Annotated in this window: 17 protein-coding genes; 11 read left to right on the plus strand and 6 right to left on the minus strand. The window is 72.0% G+C overall.

Annotation, left to right across the window (positions count from 1 at the left end; genetic code table 11):
• The first annotated feature begins 6 nt into the window (after positions 1–6).
• The 6 genes from ACTJK8_RS18045 (at position 7) to ACTJK8_RS18070 (ending at position 6248) form a co-directional block, all read left to right on the plus strand.
• Positions 7–900: an NAD(+)/NADH kinase gene (locus tag ACTJK8_RS18045; RefSeq protein ID WP_012322059.1), complete on the plus strand. Its 894-nt coding sequence runs from the start codon at positions 7–9 to the stop codon at positions 898–900.
• Between the two features lie 22 nt (positions 901–922).
• A complete protein-coding gene (locus tag ACTJK8_RS18050) occupies positions 923–1468 on the plus strand; it encodes a GNAT family N-acetyltransferase (RefSeq protein ID WP_012322058.1) in 546 nt (181 codons plus the stop codon).
• A 432-nt stretch (positions 1469–1900) separates the two neighbouring features.
• Positions 1901–2953 carry an ABC transporter substrate-binding protein gene (locus ACTJK8_RS18055; RefSeq protein WP_012322057.1) on the plus strand — a complete coding sequence of 351 codons (1053 nt, stop codon included), beginning with the start codon at positions 1901–1903 and terminating at the stop codon, positions 2951–2953.
• Positions 2954–2957: 4 nt separating this feature from the next.
• Complete coding sequence (locus ACTJK8_RS18060; RefSeq protein WP_012322056.1) at positions 2958–3884, plus strand: ABC transporter permease; 927 nt, start codon at positions 2958–2960, stop codon at positions 3882–3884.
• Positions 3874–4680 (plus strand): ABC transporter ATP-binding protein, encoded by an 807-nt coding sequence (locus tag ACTJK8_RS18065; RefSeq protein ID WP_012322055.1) that lies wholly within the window; start codon positions 3874–3876, stop codon positions 4678–4680. Before ACTJK8_RS18060 ends, ACTJK8_RS18065 begins: the two co-directional genes overlap by 11 nt.
• A 26-nt stretch (positions 4681–4706) precedes the next feature.
• On the plus strand, positions 4707–6248 hold the full coding sequence (locus ACTJK8_RS18070) for an amidohydrolase family protein (protein ID WP_287080418.1): 1542 nt from the start codon (positions 4707–4709) through the stop codon (positions 6246–6248).
• 22 nt (positions 6249–6270) lie between these two features.
• Here ACTJK8_RS18070 and gudD read toward each other — a convergent pair whose 3' ends face one another.
• The 3 genes from gudD to kdgD all read right to left on the minus strand — a co-directional run bounded on the left by gudD (position 6271) and on the right by kdgD (position 10131).
• Positions 6271–7668: a glucarate dehydratase gene (gene gudD / locus ACTJK8_RS18075; RefSeq protein WP_440762316.1), complete on the minus strand. Its 1398-nt coding sequence runs from the start codon at positions 7666–7668 to the stop codon at positions 6271–6273.
• Between the two features lie 94 nt (positions 7669–7762).
• Complete coding sequence (locus ACTJK8_RS18080) at positions 7763–9118, minus strand: MFS transporter (RefSeq protein WP_440762317.1); 1356 nt, start codon at positions 9116–9118, stop codon at positions 7763–7765.
• Positions 9119–9216: 98 nt separating this feature from the next.
• Positions 9217–10131, minus strand: coding sequence for a 5-dehydro-4-deoxyglucarate dehydratase (kdgD, locus tag ACTJK8_RS18085; RefSeq protein ID WP_440762318.1), 915 nt, complete (start codon positions 10129–10131; stop codon positions 9217–9219).
• A gap of 107 nt (positions 10132–10238) precedes the next feature.
• Here kdgD and ACTJK8_RS18090 point away from each other — a divergent pair, with 107 nt between their 5' ends.
• Together ACTJK8_RS18090 and ACTJK8_RS18095 are read left to right on the plus strand one after the other, a co-directional pair.
• Entirely contained in the window at positions 10239–11141 is a 903-nt protein-coding gene (locus tag ACTJK8_RS18090) for a LysR substrate-binding domain-containing protein (protein ID WP_440762319.1), read from the plus strand.
• Between the two features lie 110 nt (positions 11142–11251).
• Positions 11252–11539, plus strand: coding sequence for an MTH1187 family thiamine-binding protein (locus tag ACTJK8_RS18095; protein ID WP_012322049.1), 288 nt, complete (start codon positions 11252–11254; stop codon positions 11537–11539).
• A 412-nt stretch (positions 11540–11951) separates the two neighbouring features.
• On the opposite strand, the gene ACTJK8_RS18100 is transcribed toward ACTJK8_RS18095, so the two are convergent.
• Positions 11952–12125: a metallothionein gene (locus tag ACTJK8_RS18100; protein ID WP_012322048.1), complete on the minus strand. Its 174-nt coding sequence runs from the start codon at positions 12123–12125 to the stop codon at positions 11952–11954.
• Positions 12126–12282: 157 nt separating this feature from the next.
• On the opposite strand from ACTJK8_RS18100, the gene ACTJK8_RS18105 reads away from it, so the two are divergent.
• Positions 12283–14601 carry an FdhF/YdeP family oxidoreductase gene (locus ACTJK8_RS18105; protein WP_053621227.1) on the plus strand — a complete coding sequence of 773 codons (2319 nt, stop codon included), beginning with the start codon at positions 12283–12285 and terminating at the stop codon, positions 14599–14601.
• A gap of 45 nt (positions 14602–14646) precedes the next feature.
• Positions 14647–16017, plus strand: a complete 1371-nt coding sequence (locus ACTJK8_RS18110) for a pentapeptide repeat-containing protein (protein ID WP_012322046.1) — start codon at positions 14647–14649, stop codon at positions 16015–16017.
• Positions 16018–16059: 42 nt separating this feature from the next.
• On the opposite strand, the gene ACTJK8_RS18115 is transcribed toward ACTJK8_RS18110, so the two are convergent.
• Together ACTJK8_RS18115 and selA are read right to left on the minus strand one after the other, a co-directional pair.
• Positions 16060–16530 (minus strand): MarR family winged helix-turn-helix transcriptional regulator, encoded by a 471-nt coding sequence (locus ACTJK8_RS18115; protein ID WP_012322045.1) that lies wholly within the window; start codon positions 16528–16530, stop codon positions 16060–16062.
• Positions 16531–16653: 123 nt separating this feature from the next.
• A complete protein-coding gene (gene selA, locus ACTJK8_RS18120) occupies positions 16654–18096 on the minus strand; it encodes an L-seryl-tRNA(Sec) selenium transferase (protein WP_440762320.1) in 1443 nt (480 codons plus the stop codon).
• A 190-nt stretch (positions 18097–18286) separates the two neighbouring features.
• Between selA and ACTJK8_RS18125 the strand changes: the two genes are divergently transcribed.
• Positions 18287–19717 carry a mannose-1-phosphate guanylyltransferase/mannose-6-phosphate isomerase gene (locus ACTJK8_RS18125; RefSeq protein WP_012322043.1) on the plus strand — a complete coding sequence of 477 codons (1431 nt, stop codon included), beginning with the start codon at positions 18287–18289 and terminating at the stop codon, positions 19715–19717.
• Position 19718 lies beyond the last annotated feature (1 nt).

The raw sequence follows: 19718 nt of genomic DNA on the forward strand, positions 1-19718 counted from the left end.
CCCGCCGTGCCGGCCATCACCCCCCGTGCGGTCTTCGTGATCCGCGACACGGACTACGAGCTGCTCATCGCCCGGCACGCGACCCGCGGCCAGGTCCGGTTCTTCCTGGAGAGCCGGGACCAGACGCTCGCCGAGGTCGAGGCGCGCCACGCCCAGTTCCAGGCCGTGCTCGCCGAGGCCCGGGCCTGCGTGCCCCTGGACTGGCGGCAGGCCCTGGTGCGGCGCCCCGACCTCGACCGCTTCCTGTTCGCCCCCGAGGACGTGGTCGTGGCGGTGGGGCAGGACGGGCTCGTGGCCAACGTCGCCAAGTACCTCGACGGGCAGCCGGTGGTCGGCGTCAACCCGGCCCCCGACCTCTACGACGGCGTGCTGGCCCGGGCGCGGGTCGAGGCCCTGCGCGCGCTCCTGCCCGCCAGCGCCGCCGGCGCCGCGCCCCTCCAGCGGCGCACCATGGTGCAGGCGACCTTCGACGGCGGCGAGCGGCTGCTCGCCCTGAACGAGATCTTCGTCGGCCACCGCAGCCACCAATCGGCGCGCTACCGGATCGACGACGGGGCGCGGGCGGAGGACCACTCGTCGAGCGGCCTGATCGTGGCCTCGGGCACCGGCCTGACCGGCTGGGCGCGCTCGATCAGCGAGGCCACGCACCTCACCGTGGAGGTCGGCATCGAGGAGGCGGCGTTCGGCTACTGGGTGCGCGAGCCGTTCCCGAGCGTCGCCACCGGCACCGACCTGCGCGGCGGCAAGTTCGCCGGGTCGCCCCTCACCGTGGTGTCGCGGATGAACGAGGGCGGCGTGGTGTTCTCGGACGGGATCGAGCAGGATTTCGTCGCCTTCGACTGGGGGCGGCGGGTGAGCCTCGCGCCGGCCGACCGCACCTTCAACCTCGTGGCCGCGTAGCGCGGCCCCGACCGGGAGCCCCATGATCGCCATCCGGACCGACCGCCTGATCCTGCGGCGCTTCAGGCCGGACGACGCCGCCGACCTGTTCGCCTACCTGCACCGGCCGCGGGCGCGCTGCTTCCTGAGTGGCCGCCTCGACACGCCGGCGGACGCGCAGGCGGAGGCCGAGCGGCGCGGCCGCGACGACGAGCACGTGGCCGTGTGCCTGGCCGCGTCCGACCGGCTGATCGGCGACCTGTTCTGCCTCCCGGAACCGCCCGACACCTTCTCGGTCGGCTGGAACTTCAACGCCGCGTACGGCGGCGCGGGCTACGCCCGCGAGGCCGCGACCGCCCTGTTCGGACACCTGTTCTCCGAGCGGCGGGCGCGGCGGCTCTACGCCTATGTCGAGGAGGACAACGCCGCCTCGCGCCGCCTGTGCGAGGCGCTGGGGATGCGCTCCGAGGGTCTGTTCCGCGAGTTCATCTCCTTCGTGGACGACGACCGGGGCAACCCGATCTTCGAGAACACGATGCAGTACGCCGTCCTGCGCCGGGAATGGGCCGAGCGCTCCGCGCGCGGCTGAGGCCGGTCCGGCACTGTCCGAGGAGCCCGGCTGAATACGCCGGCGGCACTCAGCCGCTTTCGCGGGCGGCGGACCGGTCGAGACCCGGCGCGCCGACGGTGTCCGTCATCACGAGCGCAACGAAGTGAGCCACGGCAGCGCGACGTCCGGAGGCGTGGCGCTGCTGGATCGCTTCGCGCCGCTCGCGAGGACGGCGGTGCGGCTCTTCGACGGCGCCGATCCCCGCGTCTGGCACGCTTCTTGGTTCGTATTCACCAGCGCAGCGTCGCCCCGGCGGCGGCTAGAGGTTGGCGTGCCGTCGATGTGGTGAGGTGCCGGGCGACCGGATCTCCGCGACTGCCTTGAGCCTGTCCCGAGCTCCGATCCCTCCGATTCAGCACCGGCACGCGCCGTCCGGCGGATCGCGCGATCCGCCCTCTGAGGAGAGTCGATATGTGCGACCGTCACGGCGATTATCGCGTCCCGGATTTCACGCGGTTCAAGCCCAGCCGCAGGCGCTTCCTCGGCGGGACCGCCGCCGCGCTGACCCTGGCGGTGGGCCCGGGACTGACGAGCCCGGCCGCGGCGGCCACCGGCATCCGGGCGACCCACGGCACAGGCTTCTGCAACCTGAACTTCTTCCTGGCCGAGGCGATGCAGCTCGCCAAGGATGACGGGCTCACCATCGACTTCGTCAACACGCCGACCTTCTCGGATCAGGTCACCTTCCTCGGGATGGGCCAGGTCGATGCCGGCGTGATGCCCTACACGAGCTTCATGGCGCTCTACGACGCCGGCGCCCCGGTGAAGATCGTGGCGGGCGGCGGCATCGAGGGCTGCGTGCTCGTGGCCCAGCCGGGCCTCGACAGCCCCGAGAAGCTCAAGGGCAAGACGCTCGGCACCTTCCAGCTCGATACGCTGGAGGTCCTGCCCTACGACTGGCTGAAGAAGAACGGCGTCGCCTTCAAGGACATCACGGTCCGCTACATGGGCTCGACCCCGGAGGCCGTGGAGGCGTTCCGCGCCGGGGCGCTGGACATCATCTCGACGATCGAGCCCTACGGCACCGCGCTGCTCACCGACGTGAAGGGCGCGGTGAAGCTCTCCGACGGCACCGACATCTACGGCAAGGGCTACACCGACTGCGTGCTGGCCGTGCGCAACGAGCTGATCGCCAAGAACCCGGCCGCCGTGAAGGCCCTGATCAAGGGCATGATGAAGGCCCAGGCCATGGCCGAGGGCGACCCCCAGGCCGCCCTGAACAAGCTCGTCGGCTCCTACTACAAGACCTCGATGAGCAACGCCCAGCTCGCCATGGGCCGGCAGCCCTCGGTGGTGGACGCCCGCAACCAGACGCAGTTCATCCTCGACCGGACCGATTCCGTGGCCGAGATGGGCTACATCAAGAAGAAGCCCGGCCGCGACGCGATCGACTGGACCCTGCTGGAGCAGGTCATCGCCGAGAACCCGGACCTCTACGGCAAGCTCAAGCTGAAGTCGGCCTGAGCGGATGGCCGTCGATCTCGCCCGCGCCGCCGTCCCGCACGTCCGGCCGCGCCTCCCGTTCGGTCAGCGCCTCGCGCTGCCCGACGGGCTCGTCCCGCTCCTGCAGCGGACCGGCTGGATGCTGGTCTCGGTCGGCTGCTTCGCCGGTCTCTGGGAGCTGCTCTGGGCGCTCGGCATCGCCGACGCCAAGCTCCTGCCGCCGCCGCACATCTTCCTCGGCAACCTCGCCGAGCAGGCGCGCTTCTTCAACACCGCGCAGCGCTGGCAGATCGGCACCGGGATGAATACCGGCCCGAGCCCCGCCATGGCGGTGCTGATCACGGTGCTCGCCTCTACCGGCCGCGTGCTGGCGGGCCTCGCCCTGGCGGCCTCCCTGTCGATCCTGGTCGGCGTCGGGATCCGCTACTTCAAGCTGTTCGAGCGTCTGACCCTGCCGACCATCACGCTCCTGGCGCCGGTCTCGCCGATCGCGTGGCTGCCGGTGGCGATCTTCATGTTCGGGATCGGCAACGCCCCGGCGATCTTCATGGTGTTCATCGCCCTGTTCTTCACGATGGTGCTCTCGACCATCCAGCAGATCGACGGGGTCAACCGGAACTACATCAACGTCGCCCGGACCATGGGGGCGACGAAGCGCCAGATCTACGCCCGGGTGATCGTGCCGGCGATCCTGCCGGGCCTGCTCGCGGTGCTGCGCCTCAACCTGTTCGGCGCCTGGATGGTGGTGCTCGTCGCCGAGGCGACGGGCGTCGGCTACGGGCTCGGCCAGGTGATCATGCTGGCGCGCAACACCTTCAACCCGTCGCTCGTCTTCTTCACCATCACGCTGATCGGCCTGCTCGGCTTCGCCTTCGACCTGCTGTTCCGGCTCGTCCAGCGGCGGCTGCTGTACTGGCTGCCGCGCGACGCGGGGTCCTCCCTTGGCCTCTGATCCCGCATCCCAGGACGCCGTCTCCTGCCGCGGCGTCGCCAAGGTCTGGGCGGCCGGCACCGCCCGCGCCCACGAGGCCCTGCGCGACATCGACCTCACCGTGCGGCCCGGCGAGTTCGTGGTGTTCCTCGGACCCTCGGGCTGCGGGAAGAGCACGCTGCTCTACCTGATCGCCGGGCTCGAACCCGCCTCCGGGGGCGAGCTCCTGGCCTTCGGCGAACCGGTCACCGGCCCGTCGCCGGAGCGCAGCCTGATCTTCCAAGAGACCTCGCTGCTGCCCTGGCTCAGCGTCTGGCAGAACGTCAGCTTCGGCCTGTCGCTGAAGGGCGTGCCGGAGGCCGAGCGCCGGAGCGTCGCCCGGGCGGCGCTCCAGCGCGTCGGCCTGGCCGAGGCCTTCGACAAGCGGCCGGACGAGCTGTCCGGCGGCATGCGCCAGCGGGTGGCCGTGGCGCGGGCGCTGGCCATGCGCCCGAAGGTGCTGCTGATGGACGAGCCCTTCGCGGCGCTCGACGTCCAGACCCGCCAGAAGATGCAGGACTTCCTGCTCGACGTCTGGCGCGACAGCGGCGCCTCGGTGCTGTTCGTGACCCACCACATCGACGAGGCGGTGGCGCTCGCCGACCGCGTGGTGGTGTTCACCGCCCGCCCCGGCCGGATCAAGACGATCGTCCGCAACGACCTCGCCCGCCCGCGCGACCCGTTCTCGCCCGAGGCCGAGGCGCTGCGGCGTCACCTCACCGAGCTGCTGCGCGACGAGGTCGACCGGGCCTTCGCCGAGCAGGAAGCGCTCGTCTGACCCCCTCCCCCAACACGGACACGACCATGGCCACATCGCTGATCCGCAGCCGGCGGATGATCACCCGTACCCTCGACCACGATCGCTGGGAGGAGATCGCCGACGGCGCGGTCCTTCAGAAGGACGGGGTCATCGCGGCGGTCGGCACCTACGCGGACCTGCACGCCCGCTACCCCGACGCCCCGGTGATCGGCTCCGGCCGCGAGATCCTGCTGCCGGGCTTCGTCAACGGCCACCACCATGTCGGCCTGACGCCGGTGCAGCTCGGCTCACCCGACATGCCCCTGGAGCTGTGGTTCGTCACCCGCATGGTGGCGCGCAACCTGAACCTCTACCTCGACACCCTCTACTCGGCCTTCGAGATGGTCGGCTCCGGGATCACCACGGTCCAGCACATCCACGGCTGGATGCCGGGCAGCCTGGAGGAGGTCGAGGCGCGGTCCAACGAGGTGCTGCGCGCCTATCGCGACATCGGCATGCGGGTCTCGTACTGCTTCGCGGTCCGCGACCAGAACCGTCTCGTCTACCAGGCCGACATGGATTTCGTGGCGAGCCTGCCGGCGCCGCTGCAGGACCCGATGAAGCGCTGGTTCGAGCGCTTCCAGATGTCCCTGGAGGACAATTTCTCGCTCTTCCGCAGCCTGCATGCCGGCCAGGAGGGGGCCTCGCGGGCCAAGATCCAGCTGGCGCCCGCCAACCTGCACTGGTGCTCCGACGCGGCCCTCGAAGGGCTCGCCGGACTGTCCGAATCCTACGACGTGCCGATGCACATGCATCTCGTCGAGACCGCCTACCAGAAGGCCTACGCGGAGAAGCGCGGCGGCGGCACCGCCCTCGAGTACCTCGACCGGTTCGGGATGCTTGGTCCGCGCCTGACGCTCGGCCACGGCGTCTGGCTGAACGAATCCGACATCGAGCGGGTGGCGGCGACCGGCACCTGCATCTGCCACAATTGCTCGTCGAACTTCCGGCTGCGCTCCGGCGTTGCGGCGCTCAACCGCTTCGAGGCCAAGGGCATCAACACGGCGATCGGCCTCGACGAGGCCGGCATCAACGACGACCGCGACATGCTGCAGGAGATGCGCCTCGTGCTGCGCGCCCACCGGGTGCCCGGCATGGACGAGGCCGAGGTGCCGAGCATGGCGCAGGTGCTGCGGATGGCGACCGTCGGCGGCGCCCGCACCACCCCCTACGGCGACGGCCTCGGCACGATCGAGGTCGGCAAGGGCGCCGACCTCGTCCTGATCGACTGGGACCAGATCGCCTACCCGTATCTCGACCCGGAGACGCCGCTCCTCGACGCGGTGATCCAGCGGGCCAAGACCGGCGGCGTCACCGCGGTGCTGTGCGAGGGCGAGGTGCTCTACGCGGACGGGCGCTTCACGCGGGTCGACCGCGACGCCGCCCTGAAGGCGCTCCACGACGACCTGGCGCGGGCGCTCTCGGACGACGAGGTCGAGCGGCGCCAGCTCTCGAAGGCGCTGCTCCCCCACGCGCGGCGCTTCTACGCCGACTACATCGACCCGTCGCGGCACGAGCCGTTCTACCGCCCGAGCTCGCGCGTCTGACGGCGCGGGCCCGGGTCGGGCCTCAGCGGACCAGGCAGGGCTTCTTGTTGTCGAAGGTCCAGCCGGGGATCAGGAACTGCATGGCGGCCGCGTCGTCGCGGGCGCCGAGGCCGTGGTCGCGGTAGAGGGCGTGGGCCGCCTCCACCGCCGCCATGTCGAGCTCGATGCCGAGGCCCGGCCGCTCCGGCACCCGCACGAGGCCGCCGCGGATCGCCAGAGGCTCCTTGGTCAGGCGCTCGCCGTCCTGCCAGATCCAGTGGGTGTCGATCGCCGTGACGTTGCCCGGCGCCGCCGCGGCCACGTGGGTGAACATCGCGAGCGACACGTCGAAGTGGTTGTTCGAGTGCGAGCCCCAGGTCAGGCCGTGGTCCCGGCACAGCTGGGCCACCCGGACCGAGCCGGCGAGCGTCCAGAAGTGCGGGTCCGCCAGCGGGATGTCGACGGCGCCGAGCTGGATCGCGTGGTTCATCTGCCGCCAGTCGGTGGCGATCATGTTGGTCGCGGTGGGCAGGCCGGTGGCGCGGCGGAACTCGGCCATGATCTCGCGGCCCGAGAACCCGCCCTCGGCGCCGCAGGGATCCTCCGCGTAGGCCAGGACGTGGCCCTGGCCCTTGCAGAGGCGGATCGCCTCGTCGAGGGACCACGCGCCGTTCGGGTCGAGCGTCACGCGGGCCTTGGGGAACCGCTCGTGGATCGCGGTGACGGCGGCGATCTCGTCCTCGCCGCGCAGCACGCCGCCCTTCAGCTTGAAGTCGTTGAAGCCGTACTGGTCGTAGGCGGCCCCGGCGAGCCGGGCCACGGCCTCGGGGGTCAGCGCCTCCTCGTCGCGCAGGCGGAACCAGCCGTCGCGGGCGCTCGGCGCCCGGTAGCCGAGATCCGTGCGGGTGCGGTCGCCGACGTAGAACAGGTAGCCCAGCATCTCGACCGCGTCGCGCTGCTGGCCCTCGCCCAGGAGCGCCGCCACCGGCACGTCGAGGAACTGGCCGAGCAGGTCGAGGAAGGCGGATTCGACCGCCGTCACCGCGTGGATGGTGATGCGCAGGTCGAAGGTCTGGAGGCCGCGGCCGCCCGCGTCGCGGTCGGCGAAGCGCGCCCGCATGGCGTTGAGCACCGCGTTCCAGGCGCCGAGCGGCCGCCCGATCACGAGGTCCCGGGCATCCTCCAGGGTCCTGCGGATGCCCTCGCCGCCGGGGACCTCGCCGAGGCCGGTGGCGCCGGTGGAGTCGGTCAGGATCACGAGGTTGCGGGTGAAGTACGGCCCGTGCGCGCCCGAGAGGTTGAGGAGCATGCTGTCGTGGCCGGCCACCGGCACGACACGCATGGCGGTCACGGTCGGCGTGTGGCGGGCGGCGTGGCGGCTCTCGTTCGACGTGGCGTGATCCGTGGCGTGATCCGTGGCGTGATCCGTGGCGTGATCCATGGCGTCCTCCTCGGGGGCCCCCGGCCGGTCTTCGCCGGGCGCGGGGCGGGATCGATGCGGGGCCGGTCCGGACGGGGCCGGCCCGGTGGGCGGGTCAGTGGGCCTTGAGCTCGACGCGGCGGATCTCCCCGACCACCACGAGGTAGCAGAAGCAGGCGACGAGGGCGTTCAGGCCGACGAAGACCAGGGCGCCGTTGAACGAGCCCGTGCTCTGGACGATGTAGCCGATCGCGATCGGCGTGGTGATGCCGGCGGTGTTGCCGAAGGTGTTGAACAGGCCGCCCGAGAGGCCGCCGCTCTCCCGCGGCGAGGTGTCGGCGACGACCGCCCAGCCGAGCGCGCCGATGCCCTTGCCGAAGAAGGCCAGCGCCATCAGCCCGACCACGACCGCGTCCGCCTGGACGTAGTTGCAGCCGATGATGCTCATCGACAGCAGCATGCCGCCGACGATCGGGATCTTGCGGGCCGCCGTCAGCGAGAAGCCGCGGCGCAGGAGCAGGTCGGAGATCACGCCCCCGAGGATGCCGCCGATGAAGCCGCACAGCGCCGGCAGCACCGCCGCGAAGCCGGCCTGCAGGATCGACAGGCCCCGCTCCTTGACGAGGTAGACCGGGAACCACGTCAGGAAGAAGTAGGTCAGCACCGTGATGCAGTACTGGCCGACATAGATGCCGAGCAGCATCCGGTTGGCGAGCAGCTGGCGCAGCGTCCGGCCGGCATCGCCCTGCCTGCCCCGGCTCTGGCCGTCCATGTCGAGCAGCGCGCCGCCGGCCTCGATGTAGTCCCGCTCCGCCTGGTTCATCGACGGGTGGTTCTTCGGGCTGTCGACCACGCGCAGCCACAGCACCGCGAAGGCGATGCCGAGCAGGCCCATGCTGGTGAAGACGTGGTGCCAGCCGAACGTGTGGACGATCCACGCCATCAGCGGCGTGAACAGCACCGTCGCGAAGTACTGCGCCGAGTTGAAGAACGCCGAGGCCATGCCGCGCTCCCGGGTCGGGAACCACGCGGCGACGATCCGGGCGTTGGCGGGGAAGACCGGCGCCTCGGTGAGGCCGACGGCGAGCCGCAGGGCGAAGAGCAGCACCACGGCGGTCAGGCCGGTGAAGAAGCCCACGGCGCCCTGGACCAGCGTGAAGGCCGACCAGAGGGCGACGGCGGCGGCGTAGACCCACTTGACGCTGTAGCGGTCGAGGAGCCAGCCGCCCGGGATCTGGGCGAGGACGTAGGACCACGCGAAGGCCGAGAAGACGTAGCCCATCTGGACCGGCGAGAGGCCGAGTTCCTTGGCCATGTCGGGCCCGGCGATCGAGATGGTCGCGCGGTCGGCGTAGTTGATCGTCGTGGCGGCGAACAGCATCGCCACGATCAGCAGGCGGACGCGGGTGCGGCGACCCGCGTCGGCGGCGGCGAGCAGGGTGCTCGGCGCGCCGGTCGAACTGGCACTCATGGACGTTCTCCCTGGCTCGTCGCCACCCGGTTGATCCGGGAAGCGGGTCGTGGCCGCCGTTGGCTCGGCGGGTCCGTCTTGGGTGTCGAGGCGGGGGCTCAGCGGCGGTCGCCGATCAGGGCCGTCAGCTCGGCGCGCTCGGCCGCGTCGAGCTCGGTCAGCGGCGGCCGGACCGGGCCGGCGTGGCGGCCGACGGCGCTCATGCCCGCCTTGACGATGGAGACCGCGTAGCCGCGCTTGCGGTTGCGGATCGCGATGTAGGGGAGGACGAAGTCGCGCAGCTCCCGGTAGACCGCGTCGCGGTCCCGGCGGCGGACGCTGTCGTAGAAGGACAGCGCCCATTCCGGCAGGAAGTTGAAGATCGCCGAGGAGTAGGTGGTGACGCCCATCTCCAGGTACGGCAGCGCGAAGGTCTCGGCGGTGGGCAGGCCGCCGACATAGGTCAGGCGGTCGCCCAGCGCCGCGTAGACCCGGGTCATCAGCTCGACGTCGCCGACGCCGTCCTTGAAGCCGACGAGGTTCGGGCAGCGCTCGCACAGGCCGGCCAGCGTCCGCTCGTCGAGCTGGGCGTTGGCGCGGTTGTAGACGATGATCCCCAGGGCGGTCGCGCGGCAGACCGCCTCGATATGGGCGGCGAGACCGGCCTGCTCGGAGCCGACCAGGTAGGGCGGCAGCAGCAGGATCCCGTCCGCGCCGGCGGCCTCGGCGGCCCGGGCCATCTCGACCGCCAGGGCGGTGCCCTGGCCGGCGGGGGCGATGACCGGGGTCCGGCCGCGGGTCTCCTCGACGGCGGCGCGCAGGACGCGGTCGATCTCGGCGGGCGTCAGCGAGAAGAACTCGCCGGTGCCGCCGGCGGCGAACAGGCCCGACACCTTGTAGTCGGCGAGACGTCCGAGATTGTCCCGGTAGGCGGTCTCGTCGAAGGTGAGGTCGTCGCGGAAATGCGTGACCGGGAACGACAGCAGGCCGGAGCCCAGCACGCGCGCCATCTCGGCCGGGGTCATGCTCGCCATCGATCCTCTCCCTGGAACGCACCGTTCGGTGTCGCGTCCGGGGTTAGGCGCCGGCGTTAAATGCGTCCAACGTTGATTTTGGCTGGATTATCCCGGATCCTGCATCAATGTTCGATCTCGGCCACGCCCGCAGCTTCGTCGCCGTCGCCGAGGAGATGCATTTCGGCCGGGCCGCGACGCGGCTGAACCTGACTCAATCGCCCCTGTCGCGGCAGATCCAGATGCTGGAGCAGACGCTGGGCGTGACGCTGCTGGAGCGGACCACCCGGGCGGTGCGCCTGACCCCGGCGGGCCGCACCTTCCTGGCCGAGGCCTACCGGGTGCTGGCGGCGGCCGAGAACGCCGCCCGCATCACGCGCCGCGCCGCCCGGGGCGAGAGCGGGGTACTGCGCCTCAGCTTCACAGCCGCCTCGGCCTACCGGACGCTGCCGCAGGTCGTCGCCCATGTCCGCCGGACGCTGCCCGAGGTCGACCTCGTGCTGGAGGAGATGGTCTCGGACGAGCAGATCCTGGCGCTGGGCGAGAACCGCACGGATCTCGCGATCCTGCGGCCGGCCCCGGTCCTGCAGGATCCGAAATCCGCGATCGCCACCGCGCCGCTGGCGCGCGAGCGGCTCCTCCTCGCGGTCCCGCGCGGGCACCGCCTCGCCGCGGCGCGCGCGCCGACCCTGAGGGACCTCGACGGCGAGGCCTTCGTGACGTGGTCGCCCCGGGGCGGCCGCTACTTCATCGACCTGCTCGACCGTCTGTTCGAGGCCGGGGGCGTGCAGCCCCGGATCGTGCAGCGGGTGAACCAGGTCCACGCGATGCTGGCCCTCGTCGGCGCCGGCATCGGCGTCGCGCTGGTGCCGGGCAGCGCCCGGGGCAACAGCATGGCCGACATCCGGCTCCGGCCGATCGCGCTGCCGGCCGCGATCGGACCGGAGCTGTGGCTCGCGTGGCGCAGCGACAACGCCAATCCGTGCCTGCCCTCGGTGCGGGCCGCGGCGCTGGAGACCGGCGAGGCGTGACCGCCGGCGCCACCCTGGAAAGTCGCCGCCGCCGGCGATAGGCTGCCCGCTCGCCCCGCTTCCGGTCGCGCTGCCGGCCGGGGCCGCCCCTCCCGGATCAGGCAGGCACCATGAGAGTTTCGGCCGACCTCTGCATCGTGCCGATGGGCGTCGGCCCGTCGGTCTCGCCCTACGTGCGGGAAATCAAGGGGATCATCGAGTCGAGCGGGCTCACCGCCACGATGCATCCCAACGGCACGAACATCGAGGGCGAGCTGTCGGAGATCTGCGCGCTGGCGGAGCGGTGCGAGGCGAGGCTCGCCGAGCTCGGCGTCCAGCGGACCTTCTTCACGCTGATCTTCTCGACGCGCCGGGACAAGGACCAGTCGATGGCCGACAAGCTCGCCGCGGTCTCCTGACCGCGCGCCCATCGCCCGCCATCCCGGGGTCGCGCCGCGGAGCCGGTGATGCAGTGCCGGGGTCGGCAGGTCTCACACCAACGGAGCGTCGCGATTCCGGGGCCGCCTTCGGCGCTCCGAAACGAGAGCGCCTGAGCCTCTGGGGGCCTGATCTCACCGAGGTCGGGACGGCGACGATCGCGGAGCCTGTCCCGAGCGAGGCGCGGGTCCCCTCTCCCGTGCGGGATAGGGACAGGGTGAGGGATCAGGTCTGTCCGAACGCAGCGCACCCTGACCGAGCCGCGACGGCGTGCGATCCGGAAACGTCGTGCCCCTCACCCCAACCCTCTCCCGGACGGGAGAGGGGGCGCGTTGCGGCTGTCTCCAACGTAGATGCGTTCTCCAGACCGTCGAAACGCGATCGGAGGCGGCCCTAGCCGTGGCAGGCGCAGCCGGCATGCTCGCAGCCGGCGTGATCCTTGTGGCCGTCCGCGCAGTCGTCGCAGCAATAGGCCTTGCCGTCCCGCGACACGGCCTTGGCGACCGGGATCACGCAGACGCAGTCCTGGCAGGCGCACTTCACCATCTCGACGTCGACGCTGGCCATGATTTCCTCCTCCGGCGGGACAGTCCGCTTGTCGACGTTAGAGCCGCGACCGCGGCGAGGAAACCCTTCCCCGGGCGCGGTGACGCGCCCGTGATCCCATTCGCCCGCTCGCGCGTTCCCCCGGTCCGGTGATCGCTGCGCCGGGTGGGAGGGCGCCATGGCCGAGCAGAAGACCGACGACGTCCGGATCGAGCCCTATGACGGGCCGGCGGGCGGCTGGGGCTCGGCCCGCTCCCTCGTCGAGATCCTGACCCGGGAGGGCGTGCCGGTCACCGGCTCGGCGATGCTGCTGAAGCAGAACAAGCCGGACGGGTACATGTGCACGTCCTGCGCCTGGGCGAAGCCCGCCAAGCCGCTCGCCTTCGAGTACTGCGAGAACGGCGCCAAGGCGACCGCCTGGGAGCAGACGCGCCGCCGGGCGACGCCGGATTTCTTCGCCGCGCACACCGTGACGGAGCTCCTCGGCTGGAGCGACTACGCCCTGGAGGAGCAGGGCCGCCTGACCCACCCGATGCGCTACGACCCGGCGACGGACCGCTACCGGCCCGTCGCCTGGGCGGAGGCCCTCGCGGAGATCGGCCGGGAGCTGAAGGACCTGCGCGCGCAGGATCCGCGATCGGTGGTGTTCTACGCCTCGGGCCGGGCCTCGCTGGAGACGAGCTACATGTGGGCGCTGCTCGCCCGCCTCTACGGCAACAACAACCTGCCCGACTCCTCCAACATGTGCCACGAGCCGACCTCGGTGGCACTGCCGCAATCCATCGGCGCGCCGGTCGGCACGGTGCTCCTGGAGGATTTCGAGACCACCGACCTGATCTTCTTCTTCGGCCAGAACGTCGGGTCGAACGCGCCGCGGATGCTGCACCCGCTCCAGGAGGCGCGGCGCCGGGGCGCGCAGATCATCACCTTCAACCCGCTGCGCGAGCGCGGGCTGGAGCGCTTCACCGACCCGCAATCGCCGGTGGAGATGCTCACCCGCTCGTCCACGAAGATCTCGACGCAGTACCACCAGGTGAAGGCCGGCGGCGACCTCGCGGCCCTCACCGGCCTGTGCAAGGCCCTGCTCGCCCTGGACCGGGCCGCGGAGGCCGCCGGCCGGCCCCGGGTGCTCGACCACGCCTTCATCGCCGAGCACACCCACGGGTTCGAGGCCTTCGTCGCCTTCTGCGACGGGCAGGACTGGGCCGCGCTGGAGCGGCGCTCCGGCCTCACCCGGACCGCGCTGGAGGCCGCAGCCGGGGTCTACGCCCGCGCGAAGGCGGTGATCGGCATCTACGGGATGGGCCTGACCCAGCACCGCAAGGGCACCGAGACCGTCCGGATGCTCGTGAACCTGCTGCTCCTGCGCGGCAATATCGGGAAGCCCGGCGCCGGGATCTGCCCGGTGCGGGGCCACTCGAACGTGCAGGGCCAGCGCACCGTCGGCATCACCGAGAAGCCCGAGCTGGCGCCGCTGGACAAGCTGCGGGAGCTCTACGGCTTCGAGCCGCCGCGGGAGAAGGGCCTCAACACCGTCGAGACCTGCGAGGGCGTCCTCGACGGGCGCGTGAAGGCCTTCGTCGGGCTCGGCGGCAACTTCCTGCGCGCCGTGCCCGACACCGCCCGGATGGAGCCGGCCTGGCGGCGGCAGCGCCTCACCGTGCAGATCTCGACCAAGCTCAACCGCTCGCACCTCGTCAACGGCGCCGTCGCCTACATCCTGCCCTGCCTCGGCCGGATCGAGATCGACCAGCAGGCGAGCGGCCGGCAGGCGGTGTCGATGGAGGATTCCACCGCGCGCTTCCACGGTTCCCGGGGCGTGGCCGAACCGGTCGGGCCGCACCTGCGCTCCGAGCCCTGGATCGTGGCGGAGATCGCCAAGGCGACGCTGCCGCCCAATCCCCGGATCGACTGGGATGCCTGGGTGGCCGATTACGGGCGGGTGCGCGACGCGATCGAGGCGACCTACCCGAGCGTGTTCCACGACCTGAACGGCCGGATGTTCCAGCCCGGCGGCCTGACGAAGCCGCTCGGCGCCCGCGACCGCAAATGGGAGACCGAGACCGGGAAGGCGAATTTCGCGGTGCCCGAGGGACTCGAGGCCGACCCGGACCTGCCCGAGCGCGGCCCGGACGTGCTCGACCTGATCACGCTGCGGTCGAACGACCAGTTCAACACCACGGTCTACGGCTACGACGACCGCTTCCGCGGGGTGAAGGGCACCCGGGACGTGCTGTTCATGAACCGGCGCGACATCGCGCGGCTGGGGCTGAGGGACGGGATCAGCGTCGACGTGGCGACCGAGGCGGACGACCATGTGCCGCGGCGCGTGGGCGGCCTGCGGGTGATCGCCTACGACATCCCGGAGGGCAACTGCGCCGGGTACTACCCGGAGTTGAACGTCCTGCTGCCGCTCTGGCACCACGACGAGCAGTCCAAGACCCCCGCCGCCAAGGCGATCACCGTGCGGGTGACGGCCGCGACCGCCGCGCCCTGAGCGGAGCGTCTGGCGTCCGGTCGCGCCTTCCGGCAAGGAACGACGATGGACCAGGCGACTCCCCCCGACGCGCGACCGGACGCCCCGGCGGACTCGCGGCTGCGCGCGCTCGTCGGCCGGATCGCCGCCGCGGCGCCCCTGCGCGAGCCGGGCGCGGACCTGTCGCAGCTGAGCGCCGCGCCGGGCGCCCTCGCGGCCGTGCCGGATGCCGGCCTCGTCACCGACGCCGAATCCGGCGGCCTGGCGCTCGTCGGCGCGGACCTGTCCCGCGCCCGCATGGAGGAGGCCGACCTCTCCGGCGCGAACCTGCGCGGGGCGAGCCTCACCGGCGCGGTCGGGCGCTCGACCCGCTTCACCGGGGCGATCCTGGAGGCGGCCGACCTGTCCGAGGCCGATCTCTCCGGCGCGGACTTCACCGGCATCGTCGCCGGGCAGGTGAAGTTCGCCGGGGCGATGCTGGAGGATGCCCGGTTCGGCGAGGCCGCGATGCGCTTCGCCGACCTGTCCGGCGCCCTGCTCGACGGGACCGACTTCGCCGGCGCCGATCTCTGGGGCGCGGATTTCTCCGGTGCGGATGCGGACGACACGGTCTTCCGCGGGGCGCGGCTCGACGAGGCCAAGCTCGCCGACGCCAACCTGACCCACGCGGATTTCGCCGAGGCCAGCCTGACCAAGGCGAGCCTCGCCGGCTCGCGGCTGCGGGGCGCCCACTTCACCGGCGCGAAGCTCGACGGCGCCGATCTCTCCGGGGCGGATCTCTCCGACACCGACCTCGTGCGGCTCAACCTCGCCACCTGCCGGCTGCGGCACGCCCGCTTCGCCGGCGCGTGGCTCAACGGCACGCGGATGAGCGTGGAGCAGCTCGGCGGGGCGGTCGGCGAGGAGGTGGCCGGCGCCTACGAGGCCGCCCAGGCGAGCTACCTCGCCCTGGAGCAGAACTGGAAGAGCATCGGCAGCCACGACGCGGCGAGCTGGGCGTACAAGCGCGGCCGCCGGATGGGCCGTTTCCACGCCGGGCAGCAGGCCCGCGCCGCGTGGTCCGACCGGGACTGGTCCGGCGTCCTGCGGCACGGCTATCGCTGGACCGCCGACCGCTTCGTCGAGTGGTTGTGCGATTACGGCGAGAGCCTGTCGCGCATCGCGCGCGCCTTCGCGCTGCTGATCGTGCTGTTCGGCGGGCTCTTCGGCCTGACCGGCGGCCTGTACATCCTGGAGGGACCGGACGCCGGGCCGACCTACAACCCCCTCGATCTCCTGAGCTACAGCGCGCTCAACATGATGACCGCGAACCCGCCGGAGATCGGCCTGAAGCCCACCGGCCGCGTCACCAACCTTCTGGTCGGCATCGAGGGCGGCGTCGGCATCATCCTGATGGGACTCTACGGCTTCGTCCTGGGCAACCGCCTGCGACGGTGAGGCCGCCAGCTCCGGAGCGGCGCCCCGCTATCCGGGCTGTCCTCAGTCGTTCACGCTGAGCCGGTCGATCACGAGGCTCAGATCCTTGCGCAGGGCGCGGATCTCCGGCTCGCTGAGTTCGAGCTGGCACATCACGCTCTCGCGGACCGAGACCGCGTCGGCGCGCAGGGCGGCGCCCTCCGGCGTCAGGGCGATCTCGACCTCGCGCTCGTCGGACTGGCGCCGGGTCCGGAGCAGGAAGCCCGCGCTCTCCAGGCGCTTCAGCACCGGCGTGAGGGTGCCGGAATCGAGGCGCAGGCGCCGGCCGATCTCCGAGACCGTGACGCCGTCCTGCTCCCACAGCACCAGCAGAACGAGATATTGCGGATAAGTCAGTCCGAGCCGCTCGAGCAGCGGCCGGTACGACTTGGTCATCCGATGCGCGGCAGCATAGAGCGCGTAGCAGAGCTGGTTATCGAGCAGCAGCGGATCCGTCTCCGGCTGCGCCTCAGCCGTATCGGCACTGTACGCCATATCGTTCGCCCATCGCGGTCCACGCACCGCCACACTCGACCGCGACCGCGGGTTCGTCATCATACCATAACACGGGATGCCGGCGCGCAAGCTCCGAGCGTCGGGCCCGTTCTCTTAACAACCCTATGGGGTTCGTCTCTTGTCCACGACGGGCGGGAGCGCCGCCAGTGCGTCGAGGAAGCCCGGCTCGTCCTCGAGCGTCCGGAGATCCAGGCGGACGGCCTCGTCGCTGATCCGGCCGATCACCGGCACCGGGAGCCGGCGCAGATCCTCGGCGAGCCGCCGGCACCGCCCGCCCGCGCCGCGGCCGCCCGCGGAGACCGGCGTCAGGACCAGGGCGGCGCTGGGCAGGGTCTCCACCGGCAGGGCGCCGGATCCGATCTGGCTGATGCAGTCGGCGACCGTGACCGTGGCGCGGCCGGCGAGCCGCTCCGCCACCGCGGGGGCGAGGCGCTCGGCCTGCGCGGCGATCGCGTCGCGCGCGCGGGTCAGGAGCCGCAGGGTCGGCAGCTCCGCGCGCAGCCGCTCGGGGTGCAGGTAGAGCCGCAGCACGGCCTCGAGCGCCGCGTAGGTCATCTTGTCGACGCGCAGGGCCCGCTTCAGCGGGTTCTTGCGCACGCGGGCGATCAGGTCCCTCCGCCCCGCCACGATGCCGCACTGGACCGCGCCGAGCAATTTGTCGCCGCTGAAGGTGACGACGTCGGCCCGCTCCAGGGCGGCGCGGACCGTGGGCTCGGGGGGCAGCCCGTGGGCCGCGAGGTCGACGAGGCTGCCGCTTCCGAGATCGTCCGCCAGCGGCACGCCGCGCTCCCGGCAGAGGGCGTGGAGGGCCACGGGATCCGCCGCCGCGGTGAAGCCCGCGATGGCGTAGTTGCTCGGGTGCACCTTCATCACGAGGCCGGTGCGGGGCCCGAGGGCCTCCGCGTAGTCGCGCAGGTGGGTACGGTTCGTGGTGCCGACCTCGCGCAGGCGGCAACCGGCCCGCACCATCACGTCCGGCACCCGGAACGAGCCGCCGATCTCCACGAGCTCGCCGCGGGAGACCACCACCTCCCTGCGCATGGCGAGCGCGTTCAGCACCAGCAGGACGGCGGCCGCGTTGTTGTTGACGACGACCGCGGCCTCGGCGCCGGTCAGGCGGCAGATCAGGGCCTCGACATGATCGTCCCGCTCGCCGCGGGCGCCGGTCTCGAGATCGAATTCGAGGTTGCTCGCCTGCACCATCACGGCGGCCACCGCCTCCGCGGCCGAGCGGGGCAGCAGGGCGCGGCCGAGATTGGTGTGCAGAACCGTCCCGGTCAGGTTGAGGACCGGCCGCAGGGACGGGCGCCGCTCGGCGGCGAGGCGCGCCGACGCCGCCGCCCGGATCGCCGCCGCGTCCGGGACGGGACCGCCCCCCGCCCGGAGCCCGGCCACCACCGCCCGGATCGCGTCCGTGAAGGCCGTCCGCCCGTAGGTCTCGAGATCGGCGGGCGGCGCGCCGCCGACGAGGCGCTCGACCGAGGGAATCCGGCGCGGGGACGGCGCCGGGTCGACGGCCTGAGGGGTGGGGGCGGGTCCGTTCATGTCAGGCCAGAGATAACCATCCCGCTGCACGGAGCCAGCCCGTCGACGCGCGGATAATGCGCGCAGGTTGTTCCGGTCCCGGCCCGACGGTAAGGGCAGATCCTGAAATCGGCGCCCGAGAGTCCATCGCACCCGCGCGGGGCGGGCTCGGCCACGCCAACCCCGCCGAGCCTTCTCGGGAGACGTCGCCATGTCCCGACCTTCGATCCAGATCCACCCGATGATCCTGTGCGGAGGGACGGGGACGCGGCTGTGGCCGGCGTCGCGGGAGAGCATGCCCAAGCAGTTCGCCCGGCTGGTCGACGCCGAGCGCTCGACCTTCCAGGCGACGCTGGCGCGCGTGTCGGACGCCACCGTCTTCGCGACGCCCACCGTCATCGCCTCGGCCGAGGCCCGCTTCATCGTCGCCGAGCAGCGCGACCAGCTCGGTCTCTCCGCCGACATCCTGCTCGAGCCGCAGGGCCGCGACTCCGCCGCCGCCGTGGCGGTCGCAGCCCTGCACGCCGCCGCCAGCGACCCGCAGGCCGTGGTGCTGATCATGGCCGCCGACCACGTCGTGCCCGACACGGCGGCCTTCGTGGACGCCGTGCAGCGCGCGGCCGCCGGGGCGCGCGCCGGCTACACGATGACGCTCGGCATCGAGCCCGACCGGCCGGCCACCGATTACGGCTACATCCGCCGCGGCGAGCCGATCGCCGAGGCCCCGGGCGCGGCCCGCGTCGCCCGCTTCGTCGAGAAGCCCGACCGGGCCGGCGCCGAGGCGCTGATCACCGACGGCGCCCTGTGGAACTCGGGCTACTTCCTGTTCCGCGCCGACCTGATGCTGGCCGAGCTGGAAGCGTTCGTCCCCGAGGTGCTGGCGGCCGCGCGCGCGGCCCTGGAGGCGGCGGTGACCGACCTCGACTTCGTGCGCCTCGACGCGACGGCCTTCGCCCAGGCGCCGAAGATCTCGATCGACTACGCGGTCATGGAGCGGACCGCCCGGGCCGGCGTGCTGCCGGTGTCGTTCGCGTGGTCGGATGTCGGCACCTGGGACGCGGTCTGGCAGGTGCTGGACCACGACGAGGCCGGCAACGCCGTGCGCGGCCGGGTGTCGCTGATCGGCACGAAGAACAGCCTCGTGCACAGCCAGGGCGAGGGCCTGACCGCGGTGGTGGGCCTGGAGGACGTGGTGGTGGTCTCGACCCCCGACGCGGTGCTGGTGGCCTCCAAGGCGCATTCGGGCCAAGTGAAGGAGCTGGTCGGCGCGCTGCGGGCCCGCGGGGAGCCGGAGGCGGACGCGCATCTGCGGATGTACCGGCCCTGGGGCTGGTACCAGCGGATCGACATCGGCGAGCGCTTCCAGGTGAAGCGGATCCAGGTTGTGCCGGGCGGGCGGCTGTCGCTGCAGAAGCACTACCACCGGGCGGAGCACTGGGTGGTGGTGCGCGGCACCGCCGAGGTGACGATCGACGAGCGGGTGGTGCTGGTCCACGAGAACGAGGCGGTCTACCTGCCGATCGGGTCGATGCACCGGCTGGCCAACCCGGGCAAGATCCCGCTGGAGCTGATCGAGGTCCAGGTCGGCTCCTACACCGGCGAGGACGACATCATCCGCGTCGAGGACATCTACGGACGCTGAG

The organism is Methylobacterium sp. 22177, from assembly GCF_052045615.1.
Taxonomy (GTDB): domain Bacteria; phylum Pseudomonadota; class Alphaproteobacteria; order Rhizobiales; family Beijerinckiaceae; genus Methylobacterium; species Methylobacterium radiotolerans.